At 49.1% G+C, this 26,138-nt stretch carries 34 protein-coding genes; 22 read left to right on the top strand and 12 right to left on the bottom strand.

Features of this window, described 5'->3' with window-relative positions:
- Window positions 1–11: 11 nt before the first annotated feature.
- The 15 genes from EP166_RS16995 to EP166_RS17065 all read left to right on the top strand — a co-directional run bounded on the left by EP166_RS16995 (window position 12) and on the right by EP166_RS17065 (window position 9,982).
- Entirely contained in the window at window positions 12–431 is a 420-nt protein-coding gene (locus EP166_RS16995) for a hypothetical protein (protein ID WP_127559275.1), read from the top strand.
- Window positions 432–1,109: 678 nt separating this feature from the next.
- A complete protein-coding gene (locus EP166_RS17000) occupies window positions 1,110–1,349 on the top strand; it encodes a hypothetical protein (protein ID WP_127559277.1) in 240 nt (79 codons plus the stop codon).
- A gap of 120 nt (window positions 1,350–1,469) precedes the next feature.
- Window positions 1,470–2,504, top strand: coding sequence for a hypothetical protein (locus EP166_RS17005; protein ID WP_127559279.1), 1,035 nt, complete (start codon window positions 1,470–1,472; stop codon window positions 2,502–2,504).
- A complete protein-coding gene (locus EP166_RS17010) occupies window positions 2,504–3,025 on the top strand; it encodes a hypothetical protein (protein ID WP_127559281.1) in 522 nt (173 codons plus the stop codon). The genes EP166_RS17005 and EP166_RS17010 overlap by 1 nt, the downstream gene beginning before the upstream one ends.
- Before the next feature lie 79 nt (window positions 3,026–3,104).
- A complete protein-coding gene (locus EP166_RS17015) occupies window positions 3,105–3,713 on the top strand; it encodes a rhomboid family intramembrane serine protease (RefSeq protein WP_127559283.1) in 609 nt (202 codons plus the stop codon).
- A gap of 110 nt (window positions 3,714–3,823) precedes the next feature.
- On the top strand, window positions 3,824–4,570 hold the full coding sequence (locus EP166_RS17020) for a hypothetical protein (protein ID WP_127559285.1): 747 nt from the start codon (window positions 3,824–3,826) through the stop codon (window positions 4,568–4,570).
- 90 nt (window positions 4,571–4,660) lie between these two features.
- Window positions 4,661–5,173 (top strand): ankyrin repeat domain-containing protein, encoded by a 513-nt coding sequence (locus tag EP166_RS17025; protein ID WP_127559287.1) that lies wholly within the window; start codon window positions 4,661–4,663, stop codon window positions 5,171–5,173.
- Window positions 5,174–5,265: 92 nt separating this feature from the next.
- Window positions 5,266–5,559, top strand: a complete 294-nt coding sequence (locus tag EP166_RS21790) for a YciI family protein (protein ID WP_127559289.1) — start codon at window positions 5,266–5,268, stop codon at window positions 5,557–5,559.
- 118 nt (window positions 5,560–5,677) lie between these two features.
- The gene (locus EP166_RS17035) at window positions 5,678–6,121 is read left to right on the top strand and encodes a protein tyrosine phosphatase family protein (RefSeq protein WP_127559291.1); all 444 of its coding nucleotides are present in this window, start codon (window positions 5,678–5,680) and stop codon (window positions 6,119–6,121) included.
- A gap of 246 nt (window positions 6,122–6,367) precedes the next feature.
- Window positions 6,368–6,676 carry a hypothetical protein gene (locus EP166_RS17040; protein ID WP_127559293.1) on the top strand — a complete coding sequence of 103 codons (309 nt, stop codon included), beginning with the start codon at window positions 6,368–6,370 and terminating at the stop codon, window positions 6,674–6,676.
- 185 nt (window positions 6,677–6,861) lie between these two features.
- Window positions 6,862–7,965, top strand: coding sequence for a serine hydrolase domain-containing protein (locus EP166_RS17045; protein ID WP_127559295.1), 1,104 nt, complete (start codon window positions 6,862–6,864; stop codon window positions 7,963–7,965).
- 79 nt (window positions 7,966–8,044) lie between these two features.
- A complete protein-coding gene (locus EP166_RS17050; protein WP_127559296.1) occupies window positions 8,045–8,650 on the top strand; it encodes a hypothetical protein in 606 nt (201 codons plus the stop codon).
- A gap of 136 nt (window positions 8,651–8,786) precedes the next feature.
- On the top strand, window positions 8,787–9,152 hold the full coding sequence (locus tag EP166_RS21340) for a transposase (protein ID WP_220432616.1): 366 nt from the start codon (window positions 8,787–8,789) through the stop codon (window positions 9,150–9,152).
- A gap of 282 nt (window positions 9,153–9,434) precedes the next feature.
- On the top strand, window positions 9,435–9,692 hold the full coding sequence (locus tag EP166_RS17060; protein WP_127559298.1) for a type II toxin-antitoxin system Phd/YefM family antitoxin: 258 nt from the start codon (window positions 9,435–9,437) through the stop codon (window positions 9,690–9,692).
- Entirely contained in the window at window positions 9,680–9,982 is a 303-nt protein-coding gene (locus tag EP166_RS17065; RefSeq protein ID WP_127559300.1) for a type II toxin-antitoxin system RelE/ParE family toxin, read from the top strand. The genes EP166_RS17060 and EP166_RS17065 overlap by 13 nt, the downstream gene beginning before the upstream one ends.
- 934 nt (window positions 9,983–10,916) lie before the next feature.
- Here the strand turns inward: EP166_RS17065 and ppk2 are convergent.
- Entirely contained in the window at window positions 10,917–12,047 is a 1,131-nt protein-coding gene (ppk2, locus tag EP166_RS17070) for a polyphosphate kinase 2 (RefSeq protein WP_127559302.1), read from the bottom strand.
- A gap of 786 nt (window positions 12,048–12,833) precedes the next feature.
- Between ppk2 and EP166_RS17075 the strand changes: the two genes are divergently transcribed.
- The 3 genes from EP166_RS17075 (at window position 12,834) to EP166_RS17085 (ending at window position 15,220) form a co-directional block, all read left to right on the top strand.
- Window positions 12,834–13,880 carry a mechanosensitive ion channel family protein gene (locus tag EP166_RS17075; RefSeq protein WP_127559304.1) on the top strand — a complete coding sequence of 349 codons (1,047 nt, stop codon included), beginning with the start codon at window positions 12,834–12,836 and terminating at the stop codon, window positions 13,878–13,880.
- 112 nt (window positions 13,881–13,992) lie between these two features.
- Window positions 13,993–14,565, top strand: a complete 573-nt coding sequence (locus EP166_RS17080; RefSeq protein ID WP_127559306.1) for a class I SAM-dependent methyltransferase — start codon at window positions 13,993–13,995, stop codon at window positions 14,563–14,565.
- 151 nt (window positions 14,566–14,716) lie between these two features.
- Window positions 14,717–15,220, top strand: coding sequence for a hypothetical protein (locus EP166_RS17085; RefSeq protein WP_127559308.1), 504 nt, complete (start codon window positions 14,717–14,719; stop codon window positions 15,218–15,220).
- A gap of 65 nt (window positions 15,221–15,285) precedes the next feature.
- Here EP166_RS17085 and EP166_RS21175 read toward each other — a convergent pair whose 3' ends face one another.
- From EP166_RS21175 to EP166_RS17100, 4 genes are all read right to left on the bottom strand, one after another.
- Window positions 15,286–15,423 (bottom strand): hypothetical protein, encoded by a 138-nt coding sequence (locus EP166_RS21175; RefSeq protein ID WP_164743994.1) that lies wholly within the window; start codon window positions 15,421–15,423, stop codon window positions 15,286–15,288.
- A gap of 27 nt (window positions 15,424–15,450) precedes the next feature.
- On the bottom strand, window positions 15,451–16,014 hold the full coding sequence (locus tag EP166_RS17090) for a CBS domain-containing protein (protein ID WP_127559310.1): 564 nt from the start codon (window positions 16,012–16,014) through the stop codon (window positions 15,451–15,453).
- Between the two features lie 104 nt (window positions 16,015–16,118).
- Window positions 16,119–16,418, bottom strand: a complete 300-nt coding sequence (locus tag EP166_RS17095) for a hypothetical protein (RefSeq protein WP_127559312.1) — start codon at window positions 16,416–16,418, stop codon at window positions 16,119–16,121.
- 338 nt (window positions 16,419–16,756) lie between these two features.
- Window positions 16,757–17,620, bottom strand: a complete 864-nt coding sequence (locus tag EP166_RS17100) for a GIY-YIG nuclease family protein (RefSeq protein ID WP_127559314.1) — start codon at window positions 17,618–17,620, stop codon at window positions 16,757–16,759.
- Window positions 17,621–17,889: 269 nt separating this feature from the next.
- Between EP166_RS17100 and EP166_RS17105 the strand changes: the two genes are divergently transcribed.
- A complete protein-coding gene (locus EP166_RS17105; protein WP_246026333.1) occupies window positions 17,890–18,264 on the top strand; it encodes a VOC family protein in 375 nt (124 codons plus the stop codon).
- 252 nt (window positions 18,265–18,516) lie between these two features.
- Here the strand turns inward: EP166_RS17105 and EP166_RS17110 are convergent, their stop codons facing one another.
- The 6 genes from EP166_RS17110 to EP166_RS17135 all read right to left on the bottom strand — a co-directional run bounded on the left by EP166_RS17110 (window position 18,517) and on the right by EP166_RS17135 (window position 23,775).
- Window positions 18,517–19,497, bottom strand: a complete 981-nt coding sequence (locus EP166_RS17110; protein WP_220432617.1) for an NAD-dependent epimerase/dehydratase family protein — start codon at window positions 19,495–19,497, stop codon at window positions 18,517–18,519.
- Window positions 19,498–19,518: 21 nt separating this feature from the next.
- Window positions 19,519–20,094, bottom strand: coding sequence for a TetR/AcrR family transcriptional regulator (locus EP166_RS17115; protein ID WP_127559318.1), 576 nt, complete (start codon window positions 20,092–20,094; stop codon window positions 19,519–19,521).
- Between the two features lie 202 nt (window positions 20,095–20,296).
- Window positions 20,297–20,728: a hypothetical protein gene (locus tag EP166_RS17120; protein WP_127559320.1), complete on the bottom strand. Its 432-nt coding sequence runs from the start codon at window positions 20,726–20,728 to the stop codon at window positions 20,297–20,299.
- Between the two features lie 296 nt (window positions 20,729–21,024).
- Window positions 21,025–22,626, bottom strand: coding sequence for a WG repeat-containing protein (locus EP166_RS17125; protein WP_127559322.1), 1,602 nt, complete (start codon window positions 22,624–22,626; stop codon window positions 21,025–21,027).
- A gap of 52 nt (window positions 22,627–22,678) precedes the next feature.
- A complete protein-coding gene (locus EP166_RS17130; RefSeq protein WP_127559324.1) occupies window positions 22,679–23,389 on the bottom strand; it encodes a DUF3592 domain-containing protein in 711 nt (236 codons plus the stop codon).
- Between the two features lie 11 nt (window positions 23,390–23,400).
- The gene (locus tag EP166_RS17135) at window positions 23,401–23,775 is read right to left on the bottom strand and encodes a hypothetical protein (protein ID WP_127559326.1); all 375 of its coding nucleotides are present in this window, start codon (window positions 23,773–23,775) and stop codon (window positions 23,401–23,403) included.
- Between the two features lie 481 nt (window positions 23,776–24,256).
- Here EP166_RS17135 and EP166_RS17140 point away from each other — a divergent pair, with 481 nt between their 5' ends.
- The 3 genes from EP166_RS17140 to EP166_RS17150 all read left to right on the top strand — a co-directional run bounded on the left by EP166_RS17140 (window position 24,257) and on the right by EP166_RS17150 (window position 25,792).
- Window positions 24,257–24,631: a PH domain-containing protein gene (locus tag EP166_RS17140; RefSeq protein ID WP_220432618.1), complete on the top strand. Its 375-nt coding sequence runs from the start codon at window positions 24,257–24,259 to the stop codon at window positions 24,629–24,631.
- A gap of 2 nt (window positions 24,632–24,633) precedes the next feature.
- On the top strand, window positions 24,634–24,948 hold the full coding sequence (locus EP166_RS17145) for a hypothetical protein (RefSeq protein WP_127559328.1): 315 nt from the start codon (window positions 24,634–24,636) through the stop codon (window positions 24,946–24,948).
- A gap of 94 nt (window positions 24,949–25,042) precedes the next feature.
- Complete coding sequence (locus EP166_RS17150; protein WP_127559330.1) at window positions 25,043–25,792, top strand: fructosamine kinase family protein; 750 nt, start codon at window positions 25,043–25,045, stop codon at window positions 25,790–25,792.
- A gap of 77 nt (window positions 25,793–25,869) precedes the next feature.
- Here EP166_RS17150 and EP166_RS21180 read toward each other — a convergent pair whose 3' ends face one another.
- The gene (locus tag EP166_RS21180; protein ID WP_164743995.1) at window positions 25,870–26,007 is read right to left on the bottom strand and encodes a hypothetical protein; all 138 of its coding nucleotides are present in this window, start codon (window positions 26,005–26,007) and stop codon (window positions 25,870–25,872) included.
- Window positions 26,008–26,138: the final 131 nt, after the last annotated feature.

Below are 26,138 nucleotides of genomic sequence, written 5' to 3' on the forward strand. Positions count from 1 at the left end.
GGAGTAGTTGCTTGAAACTTGGATATGTTGGAATTGCACTAGGGTCTTTTGCTTTATTACTCGCATTAGTCAACTTTTGGGCAGGTCCATTTTCTCCCCAACCAACTCTTGAGACTCTAGTTGCAGAAAAAGCTGCATCTATTAGAACTGCTGCTTTAGATGCGTTAGCAGGTAAAGAGGTTATTTCAGAAACATACACTACCCAATGGACTGTAGATAAAGTCATCGATGTAATTATTCCTCTGCTCGGTGGCTTAGCTGTAATTCTTGCAGTGATCTCTTACATTAAAAAGGAGCCAACTCGGGTTGCTGGAGGTGCTGTAGCTCTTGGTGTAAGTGCGATAGCCTTTCAGTTTATAGCAATGTATGTAATGGCAATTTTGTTTGTCTTTTTAGTTATTTCAGTAATCGGCACATTAGGTGGCGGTTAAAATTAACAAGGCGCGGCTGGAATAAGCCCGCCAAAAACCGCTACGCGGCGGGCTTGGGACTCGTGACCTCGCCCCAGCGCTTAACGTTAACTGCCACGGAGGACATCAGTGAAATTTGAAGTATCGAGCAGTCTTAAAATCAGTCCCGAAGATGTCGATGGGCTTCTTACCATGAAGGGTGTGAATAGGGAATTGAGTCCTCTCATCCGCATGACGGCACCCTCAGAATGGTCAAGTAAGCCGATCTTTGAATGGCCTACGGGCAAGGTGCTCTTCTCAAGTTGGATACTCCTTTTTGGTATCCTTCCCACTGATCGACACACGTTCTTTTTTCAATCCATTGATCGCCAACGGGGTTTTGCGGAGTCGTCGAGCTCTTTAACTAATAAGCTGTGGCAACATCGGCGGGACATCAATAGAAACGGGGCATCATGCCAGATCACCGATACAGTCGAGTTCCAGTGTAGGTTGCCAGTGCTGGCATATGTTCTGGCGCCTGTTTACCGGTTCATCTTCAAGCACCGCCATCGGGTGCTAAGGTCTTATTTTGGTGACAGCGCCAGTTAACCAGTCAATTAAGTTCGTTCCGGCCTGCGGCCTCCACCGGACGCCCCTGTCGGGCCGACGCTTATTTTCGCGTTAAATGTCTGCTAATTAGGCCCAGAGAGGGGTAGGTTCATGAAATGGTTATTGATTTATGCAGCTGTTCTCTGGGGGCTTTGGCAGGTGATCGACCTCAAGTCAGACTCCATATTCTCCGGTTTTCTCGCTCCATTTCTTTTTGGTTTCGTTCTACTGGCCTTCGTAATTTGGCTCTCAACAAAAACCAATGGGCGTTCCTCTTCAACAGGGGGGGATGGATCGTCAGACGGATTTTTTGGGGGCGGAGACTCCGGTGGCGGTGATGGTGGTTGCTGACCATTTAACAAGGCGCATCAATTCGCGGCCGGTGGCCGCCGGACGCCCATTCCATTGCGGCTGCGCCTCCATTCCAAGGGCGCCGTTGTGCGCTGGCGTTAGCACCACAGGAAGTTTCGTATGAGAGATTTAGGCCTAATGGGAGAAAGTACATTTAGCTTGTGGTGTGCTGATGTAGGTTTAATCCCAAACGGTTCTCAGGTTGATAAAACAGGATGGGACTTCTTTGTGGAATTTCCTTTTGATACAGGACTTTCTCCACATGAAATTCATAAGTCAGCATTTGAATGCAAGGTTCAAGTCAAAGCAACGGATAAGAAAGATCGGAAGCTTCCAATTACGCTCTCAAACCTAAGACGATTAATTACAGCTCAAATGCCAGCATTCTTCGTTTTTATTGAATTTGATGGAAAAGATACTGCTCAAAGAGCTTTTGTGCTTCATGTAGATAATGAGCTTATATCAAAGGTTTTGAAGAGGCTTCATGAGATAGAGCAGAGTGAAAATGATAATAACTTCAATAAGCGTAAAATGACTATCAACTATGATGATAGCAATCTATTAAACGAGCCGAATGGCAGTAGCTTGAAGGAGTGTGTATTAAATCATATAGGCGACGATGTTTCTGAGTATATTGCAAATAAGAAGTCTCATTTGGAATCCACGGGTTACGAGGATGGATTTGCTCAGATAACATTTACTACCGAGGGTGAAGACAACTTAAAATCTTTAATAGACGTATCCCTTGGTATTGAAGAAGAAGTCGAAATAGCAAAGTTTAAAGGCGTTGATACGCGATTTGGTATATTGAGCAATAATCCATCATTAAGTTCTGATGGTGGGAAGTTAGCAATGCCTAATTTAGCCCCTACTTCTGAAGGTAAAATTAGGTTTAAGGAAGACCGACTATCTTCGGGACTTGTATTTGAATGTAAATTCTACAATTCACCATTCAATATTATGGTTCCAGATGAACTAAAAAAAATGAGGGTTGAAGGAGAGTTTTTTGATCTAAAGTTCACCCCCTTTACTGGAGAAGCAAACTACTCATTCTCCTTTGGTGAAGGAGTACGTCTTGAAGTTAAGAAATTTAGGGACGCTATTAAGTTGCTAAACTTACTAAGTACATCTGGAAAAAGGTCATTGCTGAGCTGATGGTCGAAGGTTTTCCAAAATTAGAATTCACTGTCGGTTGTAATGAGCAAGAGTTTGAGTTCTCCAAAGAGCTAAAATCACTGGATAGCGCAGTAAAAATTATTGCAGATTTTGACTTTATGGACTTTGTTGATATTTCATTTGAGGAAGTCTCAAGATATGGAGCCCAGATAAGCCAGATGGAAGGAGTTCTAAATTCATCTGCAAATTTGTTCAAAGTGGAGTTTGGAGTAGATGGTGAAGGTTATGATCCTAATAAAGAAACAGCCTGTTTATTCCTAGTTACTACTCCAATTGGAAGCCATGTTTTCGGAGTTATTATCGTACTCACTGGCAATGTTGTAGAGATCGATAACGCTAGATTCAGGTTACTAACCAAGGATGTGGCTATCGAGCAAAGAATTGTTTCTGAGAAGGACGAATCTATTCCAAACAAAGATTTGGTATCAGCCATTGAAACCATTGAAAAGCGCTATGATGAAAAATATTCGGTTGTCACAATGTTCGATAAAAAGTGCTAACAAGGCGCTGCTGTCGGACAAATTTTCCGCTGCGCTCCAAATTTGCCACAGAGCGCGGCGTTAGTAGCAAAGGAAAGCTATGAATTTGAAACAACTTCCAATTATTACGATGGTACTAGCGTTAGCGACAATAACGACTTCATTGGCTGTAAATTATTCAATTTCGGGAACGTTAATAGGGAAGATAAGAGTAATTGATCTGGAACCATATGGTGGCTTTACAATTGAGCACATTATGAATTTTGAATTGTGGCGACTCCTTGTGTCACAGCTCATTCATACTAAGCAGATTCATATGTTTTATAATGTACTGTCCTTATTCGCATTGGGCTTCCTTCTTGAGCGTAAATTGGGCAGCATTAACTTTTTTCTAATTTGGTTTTTAGCTGGCAGTGTTGGAACCTTTGTAAGTACATTTACCGTTCCAGCTCCGTGGAACTTGGGAACAGGTGGTTCACAAGCAATCCTCGCTTTAGCAGCATCAGGCTTAATACTGCACAAGCTTGAAAATTATAAGAGGCACATTTTAGCAATGGTCTTGATACTAACTATAGTGCCAGCATTTTTACTTGATCTAATTTATGCAAGTAATCATTTGCCTAAACTAGGGCATATAGCAAGCTTTGTACTTGGTTTAATTTTAGGGTTTGTTTTGTTGCGCAGAGGCAGTGTCACAGCTAGCTACTAACAAACAATTGTTGTTCAAGCCCACTTAAAACCGCTGTCGCGGTGGGCTTTGGACTCGTAAACTCGCCACAAAATATGGGCGTTATGTTTGAAGGGATTGTCTAGTTAATCATGGAATTTTTACTGCAAGAAAAGCTCATGGTCCCTTTCTTGGCGACATTGGGTGCTTCCCTATCAGTGATCGCCATACAGGCGTTAGTGAGGTTTGAAAAAGAACAGAAGCAGAGGTTGTTTACTGCGAATTACATGCTAGATGTCGCCTACAGAATTCTTTATTCAACCATCATCGTAAAGAAGCACACCATCATCCCTCACATTCAAGCAACTAAACGAATAATGGGTGGTGATTCGGAGCTACTGCAAACGACGCTATTAGCCGATGAATTCGATATACTCAAGGCAAAGTCGATGCAATTTAATAACTTACCCTCCGACTATAAGTTGCTCTTAGGTTACGACGATATCGAGATTATCCAGGCTTTTGACATGCTGATCTACTTGCATGAGGAAGACACCAACAGATCGCATCTAATCGATTTCGTAAAAGAGAATCTAAAAAGCAGAGATGGGTTCTTGGCCAAGGATGAGGGCGCCCAAGCCGACATATTGAATACCTACTGGGACATTTTGTCGAGCTTGGATCACGAAGCTGCGCGCCTCATGGTTTTCGTCAGAGATATGCTTCTACCAAGACTCGAAAGGTACATTTCGGGCAAGCAGTTTATGCTTTTCAAAACATCTGATGCAAAGAGACTAAGAAACAGAATCAATGCGGTCATTGAGGAGTACGCTGATCTTTTTCCTGATTCTGCCTATATGGAAGAGGTCAGGGATGGTGGGATACAGGGTGCATTGTAGCTGCAAACATAACCAGGGGCTGCAGCGGACCATTTTTCTGGCGCGTTGCGCCTCCAAATCGGCCGCTGAGCCCAGGCGTTATGAGTAGCTATGAACTTTGATATCTGCTTCAACTTTGATTTCAGGGATTTGAGCAATGAGGATATCATTGAGATCTTTGATGAAATTGAAGATATAAATTCGGTCGATGATCAGGGTGATACGCTATTACTTTGGGCGTGCAAAGAGTATAACGTCCAGTTGATTGATTACGCTCTAAGTCGTGGCGGTGATACTAACTACCTAAATGGATGTGGAGAAACTCCAGTTCAAGAGGTTATAAATATTGCAGAAGACAGAGAAGAAATTGCTTTAGCTATCTTACAAAAACTCATTGATGCTGGAGCGAATTTGGAAGTTAGAGGGTTTATGGAAAAAACGGCTTTTCTGAAGGCATGTAGCCGCAACTCCAAAAAAGTAATTGAGTTGCTAGTGAAAAATGGCGCTGATGTAAAAGCTATAGTTGAAGAAGACGGAAAACTGCTAGATGGTTGCTTTTATGCAGACATCTTTGGTGAAACACCTGAAATCAGAAAATACATTGGTCGGCTAGTGAACTCATAACAAGAAATTGTTGTGCAAGCCCGCTCAAAAACTGCTTACGCGGCGGGCTTCGGACTCGTGACCTCGCCGCAAAATAAAAACGTTAAGAGCCTATGAGATTCGTAGTCCGTACATTCGATAACCCAGCTCGGATAGCAATTCGAGAAGAGTATATGCAAGCGCATCTCGATTATTTAGCCGAGAATGATCAGGAGATCCTGGTGGCTGGATCGCTTCGAGAATCTCCTTCCAATAGCCCAACTGGCGCACTCTGGATTATTGAAGCAGAGTCGGAAAGTCGCGCTATGCAGTTAGTAGAGAGAGACCCTTTCTTTAGAAAAGGACTCAGAAATAATTATGAGCTATTGTACTGGTCAAAAGCATTTCCGCATTTGGTCATTGTATAGCTCTTAACAAGCACAGGCACTGCGACTCGTTTNTTGTATAGCTCTTAACAAGCACAGGCACTGCGACTCGTTTCACTCGCACGTGCTGTGATCGTTATAACAAGGAGGTCTGAGCCCCATGGATATTACCAACGAATACCAAATCACCTCTGACATTTGCACATCGGGACAGCCCACAGAAAATCAGATGAAGCAAATCGCATCTCAAGGGTATGAGTGCGTGTTCAACCTAGCCATGCCGGATCATGAACAATCGATAGATAGAGAAGGAAGTATCGTCAGTTCCCTCGGCATGACATACGTTCATTTGCCCGTACCCTTTGAGGCTCCCACGAAAGAGCACCTAGAGGAGTTTTCAGCGTTTATGGACGCTGTACGCGGCAAAAAAGTCTGGGTTCACTGCATTGTGAATGCGAGGGTCTCTGCGTTTCTATTTTGTTATCTTCAAGCAAGTCGTGGCATGCTTCCAGCAGATGCCGCCACGCCAGTCCTCAGGGCTTGGCTGCCCAAAATGAATGATACTTGGAAGGCGTTTCTCGATTATGCGCCGGCTCAGTTATAACAATGCCAGGCACGGCAACGGCTACTACATTGCGGCTTCGCCTCTATTTCGTAGCCGCGCGTGCTGAGCGGCGTTATACCTCATGGAGTGTTTCTTGATATGAATTCAAAGATGATAAAAGCTATTTTAATTTTTCTTTTTATAGATATTGGGCATACGTTCTTATCATGGAAGTCTTAATCATATTTCAGCTTAGAAAATAACATAATCTCAATAATAATCGTTATTTTTTGGGTTTTATTATCCGTGTGGTTAGTTGATTTCTTTCGTACGCATTTAGTTGATAATAGCAATGAAATAAAAGAAATAGGTGTTTGGGGGGATTTGTGTCGAGCTATTGTAATACGTTATTCAGCTATGGTGGTTGCTGTGTTGTTATTTACAATTTTTGTAATGGGCGCAGGTGCTTCAGCTAATCCGTCAGAGCAACTAACTATTATAATGGCGCCTTTGTTTTATATATTTTCAGTTTTTACTGCTTGGTTATTTTTCTCTAAAAATAGAATAGGGCAAGCAAAATGGCTTATGTATGCTCTTAGTTTTAATAAGGTATAACAAAGCCATCAAATGCGTTCCGGCCACAAAAAGCGTGGCCTCCACCGGATTGCCTACGCGTAGCTTCGGCATCCGTTTATGGCGGCGTAATGCATGAAGAACGAACCCTTTAACATTTCCATACTGAGAGAGAATATGAGGGTTTTTCTAAGGAGCATTCTAATCGTAGGAGCGTAGGAATACTTATGAGCCATCATAATTTAGCGTTCGCTCAGGATACCCGTGTAACGCAAGAGAGTTTGTCTCAACTCATAAATGAGGCTAGGAACAATTATCAGGTTCCGGCTATTGCACTAACCGTAATGAACTCAGACAAGATATTGCTTCAAGAGATTCAAGGTGAAAGAGTAGTAGATATAGACGAGCCAACCACACTTGATGACTATTTTCACATAGGTTCATGCTCAAAATCTGTGCTTGCAGTAATCGCAGAAAAAATTATAGAAGAAAGAAAGATAACGTGGCAAACAAAATTCTTTGATGTCTATCCAGAGTTAAAAATCAAAACAAGAAACGAGTATCTGAATATTACGCTTGAGCATTTATTTTTATGTGAGGCGGGAATACAAGCATATACATCAGGGGAGGAAGAGTTTCCTGAAATAGAGGCATCCTTATCTAATCAACGATTGGAATTTATAAAATACCTTATTCAGCAACCGCCCGCTTCCAAGCAAAAAAAGGATAAGTTTCAGCATCTCTATTCAAATGCCAGTTATACAATGGCTTCAGCAATGCTTGAAAGGGTGGCTGGGTACAACTACGAGAATCTTGTAAAAATAACACTTAATGATGATCTGGGCATTTCAGTTCATATTGGCTGGCCAAATCGCTTCAATCGACATCAACCTTGGGGGCACCTTATCACCAAGAAAAAGGTTGACGTATTCCCACCTGAACACGAGTACAAACTACCTTATCTGCTTACACCTGCTGGAGATTTAAGTTTGACGCCACGGGGTTATGCCAAATATACACAGCTTCATTTGAAAGGATTAAGTGGAGAAAATAACTACATCTCCAGTGAAGGATATAAATATATTCATTTTGCCCATAAAGGATTTTCTCTTGGTGTGGCAAATGGTTCGTTAGGCGGTAAAGGGTTTTCCGCATTTGATGGTTCCGCAGGTACATTCTTCTGCCGCTCAATCATTGTTCCAGAATCAGATATAGGCATTACAATTATGATGAACGCTGGTTCAGGTAGTGGCACAATGAAAGCGGTGGATTGGCTGACCATGCAGATTGTCAAAAATCACTTTAACTGGTGGTGGAAGTTTTGGCTATAAAGATGCATAACAAAGCGCTTTCAGTCGGACGCTCCGCTCGTTCCTCACTCCGCGTCGCTGAAGCGAGACGTTATATGTCATGAGTATCGTCGAACAAAGAATTATCTGGCTGGGCATGGCCATCATGTTGGCCTATCTGGTGGTTTATCAGTTTTTCTTCATCCCGCAGTTCAGTGGCAGTGAGCCCTATGTCGGCGAGGCTGCGATAGCATACTTGGGTTGGTTTACGGTGGGCACGACGTTCGCCTGTGTAGTCCTGCTTCTTCGTGATCTCAAGCGGCGAGACATATCGGGCAAACCCGGTTGGTTTATTGGTATCGTGATTTTCACTTGGGTGGGTCTCCCGTACTATTTCTTCAAGCACGCACGGCGACCGTTGCCAAATGCCATTATTAATCAACCTCAAGGTTTAATTTCAGTACTTCTAGATCACACAGCAAGTATTTCTGAGCGTGATGACGCAGCAATGGATTTAGAGGAGTACAAAACACCTGAGTCTGAGGCGGCGTTAATCACTACCTTGTTAGAGGGTGGTGCTGGCCCAGTTGTGCTAGAAAGCTGTATCGAATCTCTCTCAAAGATTATGCCTGGTGATGTTGCACTTGAGTATAATTGGGAGGTAGAAGTCGAGTACTTCATATCAAATCACAAAGAACAGCTAACGAGCAGGTTAAAGTGTCTGTAACTAGTCTGCTTTTAACAAGTAAAGTCACACGACCAAATACTCGCGCGCTCGCATTTGGCGTGTGCTTTAGGCGTTAACTGTCCAAGTTCCCCAAGAAAAGTAGACACCTAATTCCCACTTAACGGAGGGTGTCATTATGACCAAGAAAACAAAGAACAAGTACAATCACTACACTGAGGATTTCCGGCGAGAGGCTGTACGGCGCTCCGACGATCCCAATACCAGTGCCGCCGAGGTAGCGAAAGAACTCGGTATTCACCCCGGTCAGATATACAACTGGCGCAGACAGTATAAGCGGCTGTCAGACAAGCAATTCAATAGCGTCCAAGGGGTGGATTACTCTATGCAAGAGAGCGAAGAAGTCCGAAAGCTAAAACGGCAAGTGGCTGATTTGAAAGAGGAGAACGAGTTCCTAAAAAAGGCGACTGTAGATTCAATCTGTCAACGCAACACTTTTGATATGACTCGTTCTGGCGTTTTTTTTGCGCTGTCCGCACTGTAACCGATGTCTCACAATCCAAACTTTCAAGCGGCCTCACCCAGCATCAAGCGGTGACTGGGCGTTGGTAGTCGCAAAATGGTTTAGTGGTTTAATTAGGTGCATCCACTGTAGGGTTCGAGTTGATACCCAAAACTTATAACAAGGCCATTAAGCTTGTTCCGGGCCTTTAGCCCTCCACCGGACGCCCTTGTCAGGGTCCGCTTGTGGCTGGCGTTAGCTGGGGTTGCCATTCCTGAAAAGTGATACTATAGTGGCACTTTCAGTCCAATTCCGGGTAAACCCATGAAAGTTGAGCTTGTTACGAACCTCAAACGCCAGGCCACAAAGATTCTGGCAGACCTGCATTTGTCCAAAGAGCCGGTACTGATCACAGAGCATGGTCAGCCATCCGCATACCTTGTTGATGTGCAGGACTACGAGTTTATGCAGCGTCGACTCGAGCTGCTTGAGGGGCTCTCACGGGGAGAGCGTGCTGTACTTGAGGGAAGAACCTATAGCCAGAGTGAGGCCAGGGAGAAAATGAGTAAATGGCTGGAGTAATCTGGACGGAGCCCGCCCTTCAAGAGCTGGATGACATCGCCCAGTACATCGCTCTGGATAAACCTGGCGCCGCAAGTCACCTGATTCAGGATGTTTTCGATAAGATCAAGCGCTTGGAAGATTTTCCCCAATCCGGACGGATTCCTCCAGAGCTCCTTAACTCTGTATACAGGGAGGTGGTGGTTCCACCGTGTCGCATTTTTTATCGTGAGGATGAAAAGCGGGTTCTTGTCCTCTACGTCATGCGAGAAGAGCGGCAGCTTCGTGCGTACATGCTTGGTGGCAGCTAACCAGGCGCGCCATACGGATACCTTTGTCTTCGCTACGCTAAAGTCACCGGTGCGCTTCTCGTTAAGTGCATGAGAAAGAATAGTGCCGTTTCTAAAAAAGCTGTTCGCGAAAAAGGAAGAGCCTGAATGCACAGTCACCATTGAGGGTGCTGGCTCTTTGGACTGGGCTGCCGAGTCGGAGTGCTGGGTTGGTGCACACAGAGGAACAACGATACGTGTTGCGTACGATGGCCTTCAGGCAAAGGATGTTGTTTTCCAAGATCCGAACTTCATCCTGATTCAATTTTTGGGACCTGTGGACCACGAACCTTTCTGGTTCGCTGAAATACATGGAAGCCAAATTTACGTTGGCTGTGATACATGAACACTTAATAAGGCGTATCAATTCGCGGCCTGTAGCCGTTGGACGCCGTTTATATTGCGGCTGCGCCTCCATAACAAGGTCGCTGGTGCCTTTAAGCGTTATGAGGCGGTTTGTGAACGTGTAGTGATGAAAGTTACACTGTTTTTTGCAGCATTGTATCTATCTGCTTCGGCTGTCGAAATATGAAGTTACTTCAATGTCAGCAGCTTTTCTATCTAAATAATCGCCGTTGGTAATTCTAATTTGGCCAATCACAGGCTTGTTGTACTTGTCTGCTTACCCTGTATTTAAAAGGCCTTATTCTTATGAGGTAGTGCCGGTATGTGCAGGAGTATTGTCCATAGTTGTTGCTGCTACTTTGAGTTTATATCAGTCTAAACAAGAGCCAAAAAATTGATAGCAAGGCATTGTTGCATTGTATACGCGTCGCGGGCCGCCTATTGTGACACCTACATTAGGCAGCTATCAATAGTCGGTTATTAATCCATTTCATTAATGATGGTAAGGCGGGTGTCACGGAAGCGGTGTATAGACCTAAGGCTTCTTAGTCGCGCCGTCTTAGGCTATCACTCACCGGTTGGCGGCTCGATTGACGATAAGTGGGTCGATGGAGCCCAGTCTGTGAGTGTCTTTATTCGGATAGTCGAACTGTTTCAACACATAGCGCATGGCGTTCAATCGTGCCCGCTTTTTACAGTCTGATTTGATCACAATCCAGGGGGCTTCAGCAGTGTCTGTTTGAGTGAACATGGCTACTTTGGCATTTGTGTACTCATCCCACATGTCGAGCGAGGCTCGGTCTATCGGGCTGAGCTTCCACTGTTTGAGTGGGTGTGACTCGCGTTCAATAAAACGGCGGCGCTGTTCCTCTTGGGTTACCGAGAACCAGAACTTGATCAGGTGAATGCCAGAGCGAACCAGGTTTCTCTCGAATACTGGTGTCTGATGCATGAATTCGTGGTAATCCTCCTCGCCACAAAATCCCATAACGCGCTCCACACCAGCGCGGTTATACCAAGAGCGGTCGAACAGGACGATTTCACCCGAGGTGGGGAGGTGGTTCACATAACGTTGGAAGTACCACTGGCCTTGTTCGGCAATGGTTGGTTTTTCCAGGGCGATCACCCGAGCCCCCCGTGGATTCAGGTGTTCCATAAAGCGTTTGATGGTGCCGCCCTTGCCAGCGGCGTCGCGCCCTTCAAACAGAATAACTACGCGAGACCCGGTTTCCTTAACCCAGTGCTGCAGCTTAAGTAGCTCGACTTGCAGGTTGTATTTCTGTTTTTCGTACGATTTTCGGCGCAGTCGGTTGCGATATGGGTATGAGCTTTCCTGCCAGTCGGGCAGTAGTTCGTTGTCGGATTCGGTACCCAGGTGATCTGTTCGCTCGAATTCCTCGCGCAGCAGAGTGCGCCTCAACAGGGCAACATCATCGGGCGAAGCACCGGCGAGTATTGCGCCGAGTTGGTTAGAAACGGCCTCGATCTCACCTTGGTCAACCTGATGATTCCCTTTGGCGGATATCTCCTTCAGTACGACTTCCAGAGCCGCTTGAGCCCCTTGGGTGCTCTCTCTGGCCTTATATTCCGCTATAGCAGCGGGAGCCAGGTCTTTCGCCGTATCACCTGTTTCAATCGATCTGCGATTTTCAAGGCTCTTTCTGTTCTGGTGTTCGTTGGTTATCGGTGATCGTTTTAACATCGAGGAGTCCTTGAGCAACGTTTCAATGAGGATACAGCAGCGGTGATCCGGTCCAGGCCTTTAAGTTTAGCCTTTACTATGGATTCAGCCACACGGAATGGCTGTTGGGGCGAAGCGCAGGTGAATGATGGCAGGGCTGGTCTGGTCGTCATTGGGTTTATGTGAATACGCAGCTCGGTGGGATTTGAAACCACTTTGATTTCGGGGCAATAGCAACAACCATAATAGTAAGCTATTAAAAAATAGATGCCGATTAGTGTGGTTAATGGTGTGGGGGCGCTTTCCTGGTAACGCGCGTTAAGGAACTTGGCGTTTTTCGGCCTTGCGTGTAGGCAATACTGTTAACGAATTTCCCCGTTTAACGATTCGCGCATCAGGGGTTAAGGCGCTATTCTGAGGCGGTTGGCACTGCAATTGGCTTCACGGATATGCGCTGAAGCCAACGTTCTTCATTCTGAGGTTGCCCCCAATGCCCAAGATGATTCTTGTGAATTGCCGGGTTGCTGATATCAACCGGTCGATGGGGTTCTATGGCGCCCCCGGGGTTTTAGAAGCAACCCGGAGTTTACCGACGAAACAGCGGCATGCATGGTGTGGAGTGAGGCCATCTAGGTGATGCTGTTCACTCACGCGAAGTGGCGAACGTTTAGTTTACCCAGCGGCCTATACCGCCTGGTACCATGAGCGAAGTGATGCGGGCAATACCCTGCGATGACCGTGAGCGATCGACACAGGGCCGACTTCGCTAACGGCGTGTCGGGCATTGAGCGATAATTCGGAGGGACCATGCTGGAGGTAATAGACGCGGGGGTGAGTGCTTGGCTATGGCCCGGCGGCTCGACGGTACTGGTGGTCCTGCTGACCTACGGTGCGTACCGCATAGCGCTGGGGCTGGTCCGTCAGCTGTCGGAAGCGGGCTCAGTGCTGCGGTTGTTTCTCGACCCATCGACTCGGGCTATCGGTGCCGTGGTGTGTCTGTTGGCCCTCTCTATCTCTCTGAATACCTTGCCATCGGACTTACCGTTGCTATCCTCATTACAGCAACTGACTACGTTATCATTGATTCTCGCTCTGACGTGGGCCGCCGTCAGACTAACGTCGGCAATTGGCGAGGTTATTGTTGCGCTGAATCCAGTGCTGGAAGGGCAATGGAGGCGGGCACGGAAGGTAGAGACGCAAACCCGCTTTTTGGTCCGGGGTTTGAATATACTGATCGTGATCATTGGCGCGGGCGCGGCACTGATGACGTTTGAGTCGGTACAACACATGGGCGCGAGTCTGCTGGCATCTGCAGGTGTTGGGGGATTGGTGCTGGGTTTTGCCGCGCGGCCGGTGTTGAGTAATTTGTTGGCGGGTATGCAGATTGCTCTGACTCAGCCATTTCGAATCGATGACGTTCTGTATGTCCAGGGTGAATGGTGTTGGGTTGAAGAAGTCACGGCAACCTATGTGGTGCTTCGTGTCTGGGACTTACGGCGCTTGGTGATTCCGCTTCAATGGTTCATTGAAAACTCGTTTCAGAACTGGTCTCGCAACAACGCAGACTTGTTGGGTACGGTCTTTATTTGGGTAGATTACACCATGCCCGTTGAACCTCTTCGCCAGGAGTTTACCCGGTTGCTTGCACAGTCAGATCGCTGGGATGGCCAGGTTGCGACGGTACAAGTAACCGATTCCAACGATCAGGCCATGCAAGTTCGCTTCTTGATGAGTGCCTCGGATTCCAGTCGGAACTGGGATCTGAGGTGTGCGATTCGCGAAGGCCTGGTAACCTTTATTCAGGAGCACCATCCCGACCAATTGCCTCGCCTGCGTGCGCGCCTCGTCGAGTAGAGTTGGCCCGGGCTGAATAACCAGGCCGGGCAGCGGTGCCAAAACCTCCGTTTGGCCCAGTATTAGATGACCGTGATGGCTAGCGTTAGGCTGTGCGCAGAGGAGGACTTTTATGAGTTTCTATGAAGACAAAGAGACTGTAGATAAGTACATCGAGATGTGTAAAGACTACGATGGTAGTAACATCTACGAACTGTTAATAAAGACCCTCAAGGAAGGACAGTCCGTTCTTGAACTCGGTACTGGTCCGGGTTTCGATATTCCATTCTTAAAAAAGCACTATCAAGTTACGGGCTCAGATTTCTCTGACGAGTTTTTAGGGCGCTGCAAAGAAAAATACCCTGATATTAATTTTATAAAAATAGATGCAAGAAACATTGGTATCAATGAAAAATTTGACTGTATTTATTCAAACAAGGTACTGCATCATTTAACCAAGGATGAACTTTCATCATCACTATCAGCACAAGCAAGTCTATTATCGTCTGATGGAATAATTGCACATTCGTTCTGGATGGGCGAAGAAGATCAGGTTATGGGGGGCTTGCTATTTACCTATTACCGTAAAGAAGTCCTTTTGGGCATTATTTCGGAAAATTTTGAAGTAGTAACAACGTTGAGTTACCAGGAGTTTGAAAAAGATGACTCCTTATTCGTGATTGCGACGTTAAGGGCAAAAACATAGAAAATGAACGCATCTGGCTCGCGTATCTTGGTTAAACAGCCCGATGATCGACCCGTAAAACGCAGACAGATATCTGTTGAGTTGGTTGGCCGGTAACTCACTCAGAGTAAGTTCATACTTGTTTGACGTTAGCACCTTTACTGGGGGGCTTATGGGCATCGAACACAAGGTCGAATCCTGGGATGGCAAGTCAGCTGCCGACATCAGGGCGATCTATGACGCACACAGCGCAGACATTCACTTTGCTGACACTCTCATTGTTCTGGCGTTTACCGACGCGTGTGAGAAGGGAGCCACATGGTTGTTGAAGGCCTGGCTTGAAGCCGGGCATGCGTTGAATCCAGATCAGATATCAACGGTATATGCGTCACTCCATCAATTGAGCCACTGGGAGGCCAAGTTACATGTGCTGCAATGCCTTCCCTTTTTGTCTATCAATGATGCACAGAAGGCTTCTGTATATGATTTTTTGAGACTCACGCTTACTGATCACAATAAATTTGTGAGAGCTTGGTCTTACAACGGGTTTTATGAACTCAGCAGACAGCATTCGGAATATCTGCACGAAACCCGGCAATATTTCGACATGGCGATGCGTGATGAAGCGCCGTCCGTAAAGGCACGGATTCGGAACATCGTAAAGAAAGGGTTTTAAGTCGCACCGGAGATTGCCGAACGCGCCAAGTGCGCAGGCTTAGCCCAAAAATTGGCCTATCGCAGTTAGGCGGGTCGGGAAAGTGAGGCAAAGTCGGCTTTGGTGACAATCAGCTCACCTGCCGACGTCTGGTATTGCAAAGGGAGCCGACGTGAATTCGGGTTGACCACCTGATCGTCTTCGCCAGCGGAGCTGAAAATCATGGATGGCCAACCCAGTGGAGCACTGCTTTACCTGGCGGCGAGCTCTTCGAACAGGGTTTCGAACGAGATATGCCTTTCGATATCAACCGATCGATTGATGAGCCTGGCAACGTCTCTAGCCGATATCAACCCTCGAATCTCATGGGTCAGCCTGTCTATTACCAGGCAGTGTTGCTGATGATTGTGTTTCTGGGTTTCCAGCACATCTTCAACAGTTGCCCGAGCGAGTTCATGATAGTCAAAATACTTTAGGGACGCTCTTCGGTGCATGAAATCCGTTACTAACAGCTCGTCACGAGACGTGTGCTTGCTGACTTTCTTGAGAATATTCTCTTCCGACAGGTCGTAAAGGCTCACGATGCCGATGAACCTCTGGTCTTTGTCGAGCACCAGCTTCATTTTTACGTGAGAACGTTTCATTAAGTTCTCCAGCTCCAGCGCTTTGACACCGGCATCAATCACGTGTGGCTGATGCTGACGGAAATCTGTCAGGATATTGAGTGCGGGCGTTCTTCCGGTGATAGAGCGCTGCTCTTCCGGCCACACCAATCTGTCGATGGACTCGGTGTTATACAATGCAAGGGATCTCATTGACCATTCCTTCAATTCGATAGTAATACCTTGTGCGGCTCAACGGTGTGTGAGCTGCGCCTTAGCGTTGGCCTGGGCAATGTGCGCGGGCCCTGAACAGGTCGTTACGATCGGAAGGGAGGTGCTCGAATACGGGAAGGGCCACTGTGGCGGAAGCCACGGAAGGGGACGTTAGAGGAGGCCACCGCAAGCAAAGGTGGATCAATTTCCTCAATCAGGTATGCAGAGCGAAAGCCGTCGTCCGGTGCATCCGAATCGGCGGCAACAAGCTCCTGGACAGTGTCGGACGCATTGCACAGTTGTGCCAGGGTGCCCAACTCGGTGTTGGCAAGCACATTCCCCAGACCACCAAGAAGCAGTGCAATGGCAAAGACTGTAAGTGGCAGGAATCGTTTCACACGCATAACCTTAACCCGGAATGCGTACTAATATAGGTTTGATTTCGCGTAATACAATGCCAGTGGGTGATCTTCCCGCAAGCGCAGTCGCTGCCGCTAGAGACAAGCGCGATGCAAGAATTAATGAAAGAGCCAGAGCAGCGGCAGACTTGGTTCCAGGACAAGCGAAAGCTGTTTGAGAGCTTGCCCGGTAACTGGCCAGGGTTCGGCGGTACGACGTTCAGCTGGCCGGCGATCTAACCCGGATTCAGGGCGCGAGTGCATACGTTAATGTGTCTTTTATTATCCATAAAGGGCTGTGGCCCGGTCGCTTTCGGGGGTGTGATGGACTGCGAGCTCCCACTCTACAAAGCGGTTGCCGACAATGGGGCGAGCTGTTGGTTTCGCCACAGGTAGGTTGTCAGGCCTGGTGTGTTCAGAGCTTTCTGCAGAATGAAGTACGCATCCAGGTCGAACGAGTCTGGGCGGCTCTGATGTTCAAGGTGCGTCAGCTCAGGAATGTCGGGCGCGGTCCCCAGGTACGCCCAATTCGAAACCAGGTGCCAGTCGGAGCGGGTTGGCTGCTTTAGATCGGGTTCCTCGAGGACGATGGGGCCAGGCCACCGCCAGGCCTTTAGTTGACGGCTCGCTAACGCTCGGTAGAGGCGGTGGTTGTGGTGTGCCAGTGGCTCTTCTCCACAGCAAGCCCCCCGGCAGCGTCCTAGTTGGTGGCCAAAACACCGGCCACTGCCTCGTTCTATACCCAAAACGCGCTCACACAGGGTGAACTGCTGAATCATCGTTCTCAGGTGTTTGCTCGCGGACGCTTTGCTGCTGAACAGGCCATAGAGCTTGGGCTCGCCCTGTTCGGTACTCACTGCCTGAACGACGAGCTGAACTCGCTCGCTGCCCGGTTCGATGATTGGGCTAAGCGTCCAGAGCTGGCGAGTTTTTCGCTGGCGCCGGTTGTAGAGCGGCAGCAGTGTCTTGATCTGCTGGTTTTCCAGCAGCAACGCGCCGATTTCTCCGGCCGTCAGTGTCCAGTCAATATGCGCTGTTTGATTAACGAGCCGGGCCTCCTTGGCATCGGTATGGCGAGCCCGATAGTGGCTTTGCACCCGCTGAGCGATGTGGATGCTCTTGCCCACATAGAGCAGAGCGCCCTGCCTGTTGTAAAAGCGATAAACGCCTGAGCTAGAGGGCAAGTTCAGGTCAGACAGATTCAGCAAAGCGGGTGTCCGTGTTCAGAGTGAATTAATGAGGGTACGCACTATACTGGCAATTTGGTCACAATCACCGGTCAGCGAGCGGGATATGCCATCGCCCGTTACAGGTGCAGTGGATCAAGGCGTGCCAGCCTGGATGGTGTTGTTCATATCATCTGAATGGGTGATAAGCGCAGTGAGAGTGAGGTAGTTGTCCCGGTGGTTCACCCGGCCGCTGGTGCTCACGGAGTCGACAGAAACCGGTCAACGGACCAACTGAACAAGGAGTTTTGATGATGAATATGGGTGCTTTCTCAATTAGCCTGACGGTAAAAGACATTAACGCCTCGCGTGATTTCTACGAAAAGCTGGGTTTTACGCAGTTTGGCGGAGATATCGAGCACAACTATCTGATCATGAAAAGCGGTGAGTGTCTGGTGGGTTTGTTCCAGGGGATGTTTGACAAAAACATTCTGACGTTCAACCCAAAATGGGACAGTAACGCCGAGGCCGTCGAAGGTGCGCCGGATGTGCGTGATATTCAACGTGCGTTGAAAGCGAAGGGTATCGTGTTGATGGAAGAAGCGGATGAGTCCACAACGGGACCAGCGCACATAACACTGGAAGACCCGGATGGGAATCCGATACTGATTGACCAACATGTGTGATCAGAGGATGCGAGGGCGTGCTTAACCAGTCGGTATGAAGGGAGCAGACTGATCAATGCCCGAATGCACCCTGGTACCTTTAATGTATGGTGGTTGGTGAGAGGGCCGCTGCCCTGGCTGACGCGACGATAGACCCCGCCCGGTTTGTTGCCGCCCGTCCGGGTGATGGGTTTGACGTGCCCGTGAATCAGGCACGGGATAGGGCTTGGCGGGCAACCAATTGATGCCGTCCGGTCATCTCAACACGCACCGTCACCAGCTATTGCGCTCCAGTTCGGCTAAGCCAGCGGCCCGGCTGATAATGGGTTGATAGCCCAGCTGTTCTTTTGCCTTGGTGATATCGAGAGTGACTTCGACGGCAGAGGTGGCCAGGGATTGACGCGTTACCGGGCCACGCAGAGCGCCACCACTGATCCGGTTAGCCACATCGCCGCCCCAGGCCAGTGTTTTCAGCAGCCACAAGGGCACGGACTTATCCGGTGCTGAAACGCCCTGGGTGGCGAGCAGTGACGTGGCAAACTGTCGAAACTCAATGGGTTCATCGTCGGCAATGAAGTAGATGTCACCGTTTTTGCCGTGCTCGAGCGCCAGGCTGATGCCGGTACAAAGGTTGAGAATATGCGTGGTCGAGGTTAAGTAGGTGCCACCATTGATCCAGGCCAGCTGCCCTGATTTTGCGGCGTGGACCAGGTGCGGTAGCGCGGTCGTGTCATCGCGCCCCCATACAAACCTGGGCCGCACAATGACGACGTGGAAATCATCGTCAGCACAGTTGCGGGCAACCTGTTCTGCGGCCGCCTTGCTGCGGCTGTACTCGCCGATGGCGCGTTGTGGGATCGGGTGGTCTTCAGCCACTTGCTGTAACGGACTGCCATTTAACAGCACGGATTCAGTGCTGAGGTAGAGCGCTTTTTTTATGCCCGCCTGGCGCGCACTGTTCAAAACATTGAACGTGCCCTCTGCATTGGTTCGATACTGCGAAACCGACCGATTGTCGTGATCGGTATCAGCGGCGGCATGGATAACCACCTGACAGCCGACCATACCATCGGCCAGATTCGTGTCGAGCAGATCCGCCCGAAAGGCTCGGGCACCCAGTGCCTCGACACACGCTGCCGCGTCGTTGCTACGAGCCAGCGCAACGACGCTGTGACCTTGTTCGGTAAGAAAACGAATCAGATTGCGGCCGATGTAACCACTGCCACCCGTTAAGAAAAAATGTGTTGTCGTCAATGATCGATCCTCGAGCAATGGTTATGAGCGATTTATCGGCGGCTTGCCTGGCTGGGTGTCAACAAGCCAGGCAATGTCGTCGAGAATGGCGCGCCGGTCGTCTTCCGGCCAGTGCAGGTAATCGAGCGACTCCAGCAGCTTTAGGCCTTCCAGTGCCAAATACGCCAGGCGAGCGCCGCGCGGGTTACTGGCGGTGTCGAGAACGGAGGTCAGCGTCTGTTGTTGGTTGGCTTGAATGATGCCGCGCAAGGTCTGATCTTGGGCCAAAGCGGCGCACAGTTGCAACGCGACGGCGCTGAACTCCTCAGGAAAGGGCTGGCTGGCGGCGTCAATCCGCCCACGAATGGTTGGGCTATCTGCGGCTCCCAATGCGTCAATGCGGCTTTGATTGAACGCATTATCACGCAGGGTCGCACGACGCACGACGGCGGCAATCAATGCCTGCTTGGTTTTGTAGTCGTAGATCACCGAGGCTTTACTGACACCAGCCTGCGAAGCTACTGCGTCTAGGGTGAGACGGGTGGCGCCATCCCGGGCGACTACCGCTTCGGCGGCATCCAGAATGGTCTCCTGGTCGATACTCCGTGTCCGTGCCATCAAGTACGCTCCTATTAATAACCAACTGGATGGATATTAATAGGAGCGAGGTATCTCTGTAAAGAGGATGATTGCTGATACGTCGGTTTCGGGTGGGAGTCTTCGGTCGCTGGTTGATGCGGTACTGTCGAGACGCTCAGCAATGGGTATGACTGTCCAATACACGCATTGGACAGGGCACACTAAGCGGAAGTATCGGTGTTTATGACGCTTTTGCTATCAACGCCTCTGAATTAGGGCAAATACGCTCGCAGTCAGCCGTATTGGCATTGGCCCTTAACGCAAGCCAGCATTGGCTGGTGTTGTGACACTGGTCGCACTGCTTTCCCATCACCCTAAGTTCATTGTCTGAAAAGGCGGCTTTGTGGCCTCCCAGTTTCTCTTTCATTCGGGGGAACAGCACATGAGACGGGCGAAAGCCAACCCACTCGGGTCGTTTGAACGATTCCGCCACCAGCGACTCGAAAGTCTCATCCAGGGGGGTATCGAGATCGTTGATAAGTGCCTGATAGTGAGTGTTAGCCTCAATTCTCATCTGAGTAACGGTCCGGCTCATGTTGGCACGGTAGAAGCGACCGATGAGGCGGTCGAGCCAGGTGGGTTTTGTGGTCAAGTGCTGAGTTGTTGCGGGCATGTCGGCAGCCTCCAAGTAAGGGTGCCGACAGTATTGATTCCCTCAAGGCGGGGCGTGTTGACTCAGATCAACCCGGAACTATCACGGGAACTGCGCCTTTTGAAACTGACCGTCCCGCCAGCAAGACGACCTAGTGTGGTCTGTGCGACGTGAAAGCCACCGCCGCGCCTGTAGGCTGGAGCAACACCTAATGCCTTACGTTACGGCGCAGCCTGTGATGCCGGCGGTTGAATACCAGCCCAAGTCGTCTGATGGAAATGACGTGTTGTTGTCGAACAGGTGATGCCTGAATGTCTCTAAATATCGAGGTCACGCCACTGATCGTTTTTCCTGCCTTTAATCTGCGTTAACGAAACGTATTCCAGTTCGTCATACTCCATCGGCAGAATCAGACGGCTGGCGTTCAAGTCATAAACGCCCCAACGCCCGCCTTGGCTCACAAAGACAATGGAGGGCGTAATGATCTCAACGGCCTGATAGTCAATGGGTAAGAGCGTCTCGTTGCGCCGGTTAATCACCCCCCAACGCTGACCTTGTTGTACCTTTATGGTGTTGTCGAAATCGGGTCTTACGTCATCGTAGATGGGGTCAGCAATAATGTTGCGTTCGTTGTCCAGTATGCCCAACTTACCCAGGCCATCCGGTTTCGGACCCGTTGGGTTTTGGTGGCCAAGCTCAACAAATTCCCGGCCTTCCAGGTCGGTAAAATAGTAAAAAGATTTCGTTTGCGTCGACCGATCTTCTGAGAAGACGTACGTCTTAGTTCTGAAATACCCACGTCTGTCGTACTCGATGTCACTGTATTTTGGATCGACGATGTAGTCTCCAGAGGTATTGATCAGGCCTTTAAAGCGGCTGTTGTGCGGGCCTGCAACAGCAAGTACGTTGTCGACGTCCTCGTAGTAGGTGAACGGTTCAACAGTCCCGAAGACATAGTCGGTTAGAAGGGTCCCTTCGCGGTCCATCAGCGCAGACTGACGACGCATTTGGTTGCTTTCAGGCGACAGCACAACCGATACGCCGTGCTTGAAGTGTGTTGGAATTCGGTAGTCTCTGAAGGGAATGACGGAGACGCCATCCCGGTTAAAGAAAGCCGATTGCCCTTCGGCATTGTCGACTCTCATTAAGCCTTCGGAAGCTTCGAAAATGGTGTCGTATATCGGTGGTATCACAATATCCGCATTGGTATTGATAAGACCGTCTCTACCGTCTTTCGTCACAATAGCAACGCCCTCTTTGAACGGGCCTATAGAGTCATAGGTTGCATTCTCCAGCCACCCTTTGGTCGCTGAATACAGGCTTCTTCTCGACCCCAGTTTTTCTCCATAGTAGTAGTAATCGATGAGGTATAGCGCTTGCTCATCAAGGTATGTCAGGTTGAAATATTCCGGCTCTATCACCAGCTTGCCGGTCGTGTCGATGAGGCCCTCCCGGTGTTTGTAGTAAATCTGCTGGCTTTCGCTCCCGGACGGGGTGCGGGTGTAAGGAACCTGCCGTTCGACGATGGCTAACTGATCTGCGCCAAACTCTTCAATGTCGTTGTACAGCGTATCGGCGACCAATTCGCCACGGGTATTGATGAGGCCCACCATGCGGTCGCTGTTTTCTACTTTTGCCAACCCGTACTCATCAAAGCTGTGAATACGCCTGAACCCCCGTTCATTCAGTTTGTTGCCATCCAGGTCGGTTAAGAAATAGGCATCATCTGCTTTGGCGACCAGGCCCCAGGGGTAAGTACGGCTTATTTGGTCGTAGCTGTAGTAGACATCAGGTTTGCTGGCAATGATCTTGTAGCGTTTCAAAAGGTCGTTAACCGATTGCGGGTCGATGTCTCTCGCGAAGTGGGAGATGGCACCCAAAGTCAGAAAGAGTAGCGTGAATACCAGTATTTTTTTCATAAGCTCTATATCGGGTCTGTATTTGAGTGAATGGCGTTACGCCGGGTCGTGATCAGCTCGTGACCATTGAAATGGTGTAGTTGTCCTTGGAACCGCTCACAATACAGGGGAGCAGTGTGCCTGGTGTAAAATGGCCGAGCTCTTCCCGGTTGAACTGGCACACCAAACTGGCCTTTTGAGCGTTGAACGAGCCACCGTACAGTTCACCCACTAACTCGAATGATTGAGGCGATACGTCAAACCGGGGCGTTATCTCCAACAGTTTGAACAGGGTGTCCGACTGGGTTATGTGAGTGTGCTGTTGATCAAGAGAGCCCAATACGTCGATGTAAGCGTTGCTCTTGTTGGCAGGGTCGTAAAACACGATCAGTTCGGTTCCCGGCTCAAGCGGGGCTGTCAGTACCCGGTTGTCAATTCGAAATACCTGGCGGTGGCCCGAGTAAGTTAGCTCTACCGACGTGTAATCGACTCCGTGTGTTGAGTTCACAACCTTGCCGGTCGTTCTTTCTGGCGGGCGGCGAAACCGTCGCTGGCTGAGCGTTTCCCGGACGTTGCCGGGGATTTTAGCGAGCATGGGTAAGATGACAACGAAGGTAAGTGCCATCATGCCAATCAGACCACCCAAGGCGGTACCGGCATTGCTTGAAAGGTAGCTGATGAAACCAAGGTCCAGTATGGCGCTTGGTGAGGTTTGAATAAACATGAAATATAACAACGCCAGCGCCAGGACCAGTGACATCATAAAACCGGCTACAATCAACATTCTGCGCTCCCTTACTCAATGAAATTGACGAAAGCGACATCCGGCTTTCTTGCGTTGTACTTGATTTCAATGATCTCTCCGGGGGCCACATCGTGGATGAAGTTCGGCGGGAGGTTTTTGAATTCTTTAACGGTATCCAGGTAGGCGATGCTGGCATTGTGTAGCGGCTGGTGTTCGCCACCGAGGAAGGTGCCATTCGCTCTGATCGACAGTACTTTGCCTTTGGTGACCGCGTTGCAATGGGCTTTTCGGTATTCCTTTGCTAGCAGTTGCCAGGCCAGGTGAATGCTGAACAGGCCACCGATTAACCAGGCAGGTGAATCAACAATGGCCATGACGATTGAAAGCACCGACATCCCTAGTACGATATAACCGTAGGTTTTCATAGCTGTCCTTAAGCGTATTGAAACCGTGGGAATATACAGAAAGTTACAATCAATATGCAGGGGGTGACGCAAAAGTAGCTGCTATTGGCAACTAAAAGTGGCTTATGGCTGGTGTAATGTCAGGTTTGATGAACCCGGGGCCGAGAGTGTTCTCGCAACCAGGACTCCCCTTCTATTTTTCACTGTGCGGCTACAGGCAGCAGAGACACCTGGTGCACACAGCCCGGTCGCGTACACTGCTATCTGCGCGAAAGCGGTGGTGGGCGCTGGTGCTGCGGGCGTGAGATCACGCCAGCACCGCTCCTTATGTACCTGCCTTAAAGTATAGCGTTGCTGGTCTTGTGCTCTAATTTGCATTGGTTCCGTCTGCGTTTTTGACGTACTCTTGGGTCGGTGCCTGGTTCAACGCGAATGAACGATACAGCATCACAACAGACGTGACATTCTACCCGCAGGGGTATCAGCGCAAAAGGAACCACAATTGGAAACGAAATACTCTGAACATCCAGCCATGTTCAAGAATAATCCGCTCGGGTTCATTCTTGCGGTCTTGTTGATTCCACTCGCAATAGGCATTCTGATTCTTCTTATTTGGTATTTGAAGTGTAAGTCCACCACCCTCGAGTTCACGGGTAACGACCTTATTCTTGAGAAGGGATTGTTAAGTAAAGATCGCACTGAATTGAATGTTAGAAGTATTCGGACTGTGAAGGTCTATCAGACATTTCTCAACCGAATATTCGGGGTTGGGAAGATTTCCGTGTTTACTGCGGGCGACGATGCGGAAATTGAAGCAGCCGGGGTACCACGACCTCATGATCTGAGAGATATGATCAAAGCTCACCTGGCTGAATAACCATGGCCGGCGACACTGGAAAGAAAGACGAGCGGGAGGCCAGAACGATCGCGATAGCACTCATTGTTCTCGTGGCTCTGCTCTTTATTGGCGGTTTCTTTGCATTACCCATGCTGGCTGAGTTCAATCAGGTTTACCTGGTACCGGGTGTGGGTATAAAAGATGCGGCGGTCATTGCGTTTACCCTGACTGTCTTGGTTCTCATCGTTTTTGCGGTTGCTGCCGGTGATGGACTACTCGGTGAAATCCAATTCTTACTTATTGGGTTTTTTGCCTTTTTCGTTGTCCTCTGGTTGCTGATCTCTTGGGTGTTCTGACGCAGGGCTCGTGATACGCCCAGACTGGGAGGCATCAGCCCATGGTTTTTGACGGCTTTGACGCGTGCAGACGTTGGCGGCTACCCTTGCGACTATGCATACCAAGAGAAACGACACCAGATACGCAAATGCCTTGTATTGTGAGGCCGAAGGCCTGGAGCTGCTGCGGGAAGCAGTCACATTGGCCGGGGTCACAGAGTTAAAGGTACCCGAGGTATTTTCGGTAAGTGACGGTCAGCTTCAGATGACTGAAGTTGATGCATCATCTCCCTCTGACACTCTTTTTCGGGCACTGGGGAAAGGGCTTGCCCTTATTCATCGACTGCCACAAAGCCACGTCGGTTTTCACCGTGATAATTATATTGGTTTGAACCCCCAGAAGAATTGCGAAAGTGACAACTGGGGTGAGTTCTTTCTGGAATACAGGCTTGGCTATCAGGTAGGGATGATCAGTGATGCTCGGCTAAGGGAGCAATTCAGTGAGGTACTTCACCTAAAGGGCGACATTCTGGCCGCGTGGTTGAATGAGCATGCGGGTGCACCCGCGTTGCTTCATGGCGACCTATGGTCCGGCAATGTGATATTTGATCGGGTGTCGAGCTGGCTGATTGACCCGGCTGTCTATTACGGTGACTCGGAAGCGGACCTGGCCATGACCGAAATGTTCGGTGGCTTTGGAAAGCCCTTCTATCAAGCCTATGAGGCGGTGCGGCCTCTCAGCGGCCTCTATGGTCGCAAGCGAGAGATCTACAACCTTTATCACTTTCTGAATCATTACAATCTGTTTGGTGGAGCGTATTTGGCATCCTGTCAGAAGGTGTTCAATAGCATCAATAACCTCTAGCCCTACGCCTGGGCACTAGAACAGCGGCGCCCGACTATCGCTTACGTGCGCCGCTTCCGGCCTGGTTATGCTTCGGGTTATTGCCTGGTGAGCCCAATGCCTGAATAGTTCAGGCCGGCTTGAATGGCGTCGTCAATCAGCCGGTGTGGCCCCGGTGCCCTGGCGCGCATCAGGACGTTATCGGGCGTTGAACCCAGATCGCCCAGTAGGACCAAGCCCAGACCTGGGTTGGTGGCGATCACCGCCCCGATAGCGTTAATTGGTAAGCTGCGGTTCCATAAGAGTCCGCAGGCGGCGTTTCCGCTCACCTGCCACATTTCAGCTTACGGTGCTTTCGGCGGTGGGG

It is taken from the genome of Saccharospirillum alexandrii (genome assembly GCF_004000275.1).
GTDB classification, from domain to species: Bacteria; Pseudomonadota; Gammaproteobacteria; order Pseudomonadales; family Natronospirillaceae; genus Saccharospirillum; species Saccharospirillum alexandrii.

Coding starts and splice junctions, on each gene's coding strand:
- EP166_RS17065 (WP_127559300.1), top strand. CDS start 9,680: ATGGCTGGAGTAATCTGGACGGAGCCCGCCCTTCAAGAGCTGGATGAC.
- EP166_RS17095 (WP_127559312.1), bottom strand. CDS start 16,418: ATGCGTGTGAAACGATTCCTGCCACTTACAGTCTTTGCCATTGCACTG.
- EP166_RS17045 (WP_127559295.1), top strand. CDS start 6,862: ATGAGCCATCATAATTTAGCGTTCGCTCAGGATACCCGTGTAACGCAA.
- ppk2 (WP_127559302.1), bottom strand. CDS start 12,047: ATGTTAAAACGATCACCGATAACCAACGAACACCAGAACAGAAAGAGC.
- EP166_RS17105 (WP_246026333.1), top strand. CDS start 17,890: ATGATGAATATGGGTGCTTTCTCAATTAGCCTGACGGTAAAAGACATT.
- EP166_RS17115 (WP_127559318.1), bottom strand. CDS start 20,094: ATGGCACGGACACGGAGTATCGACCAGGAGACCATTCTGGATGCCGCC.
- EP166_RS17090 (WP_127559310.1), bottom strand. CDS start 16,014: ATGAGATCCCTTGCATTGTATAACACCGAGTCCATCGACAGATTGGTG.
- EP166_RS17085 (WP_127559308.1), top strand. CDS start 14,717: ATGGGCATCGAACACAAGGTCGAATCCTGGGATGGCAAGTCAGCTGCC.
- EP166_RS21790 (WP_127559289.1), top strand. CDS start 5,266: ATGAGATTCGTAGTCCGTACATTCGATAACCCAGCTCGGATAGCAATT.
- EP166_RS17005 (WP_127559279.1), top strand. CDS start 1,470: ATGAGAGATTTAGGCCTAATGGGAGAAAGTACATTTAGCTTGTGGTGT.
- EP166_RS17145 (WP_127559328.1), top strand. CDS start 24,634: ATGGCCGGCGACACTGGAAAGAAAGACGAGCGGGAGGCCAGAACGATC.
- EP166_RS21175 (WP_164743994.1), bottom strand. CDS start 15,423: ATGATTTTCAGCTCCGCTGGCGAAGACGATCAGGTGGTCAACCCGAAT.
- EP166_RS17050 (WP_127559296.1), top strand. CDS start 8,045: ATGAGTATCGTCGAACAAAGAATTATCTGGCTGGGCATGGCCATCATG.
- EP166_RS17125 (WP_127559322.1), bottom strand. CDS start 22,626: ATGAAAAAAATACTGGTATTCACGCTACTCTTTCTGACTTTGGGTGCC.
- EP166_RS17060 (WP_127559298.1), top strand. CDS start 9,435: ATGAAAGTTGAGCTTGTTACGAACCTCAAACGCCAGGCCACAAAGATT.
- EP166_RS17075 (WP_127559304.1), top strand. CDS start 12,834: ATGCTGGAGGTAATAGACGCGGGGGTGAGTGCTTGGCTATGGCCCGGC.
- EP166_RS17120 (WP_127559320.1), bottom strand. CDS start 20,728: ATGCCCGCAACAACTCAGCACTTGACCACAAAACCCACCTGGCTCGAC.
- EP166_RS21340 (WP_220432616.1), top strand. CDS start 8,787: ATGACCAAGAAAACAAAGAACAAGTACAATCACTACACTGAGGATTTC.
- EP166_RS17080 (WP_127559306.1), top strand. CDS start 13,993: ATGAGTTTCTATGAAGACAAAGAGACTGTAGATAAGTACATCGAGATG.
- EP166_RS17135 (WP_127559326.1), bottom strand. CDS start 23,775: ATGAAAACCTACGGTTATATCGTACTAGGGATGTCGGTGCTTTCAATC.
- EP166_RS17150 (WP_127559330.1), top strand. CDS start 25,043: ATGCATACCAAGAGAAACGACACCAGATACGCAAATGCCTTGTATTGT.
- EP166_RS17010 (WP_127559281.1), top strand. CDS start 2,504: ATGGTCGAAGGTTTTCCAAAATTAGAATTCACTGTCGGTTGTAATGAG.
- EP166_RS17130 (WP_127559324.1), bottom strand. CDS start 23,389: ATGTTGATTGTAGCCGGTTTTATGATGTCACTGGTCCTGGCGCTGGCG.
- EP166_RS17015 (WP_127559283.1), top strand. CDS start 3,105: ATGAATTTGAAACAACTTCCAATTATTACGATGGTACTAGCGTTAGCG.
- EP166_RS17035 (WP_127559291.1), top strand. CDS start 5,678: ATGGATATTACCAACGAATACCAAATCACCTCTGACATTTGCACATCG.
- EP166_RS17025 (WP_127559287.1), top strand. CDS start 4,661: ATGAACTTTGATATCTGCTTCAACTTTGATTTCAGGGATTTGAGCAAT.
- EP166_RS17000 (WP_127559277.1), top strand. CDS start 1,110: ATGAAATGGTTATTGATTTATGCAGCTGTTCTCTGGGGGCTTTGGCAG.
- EP166_RS17020 (WP_127559285.1), top strand. CDS start 3,824: ATGGAATTTTTACTGCAAGAAAAGCTCATGGTCCCTTTCTTGGCGACA.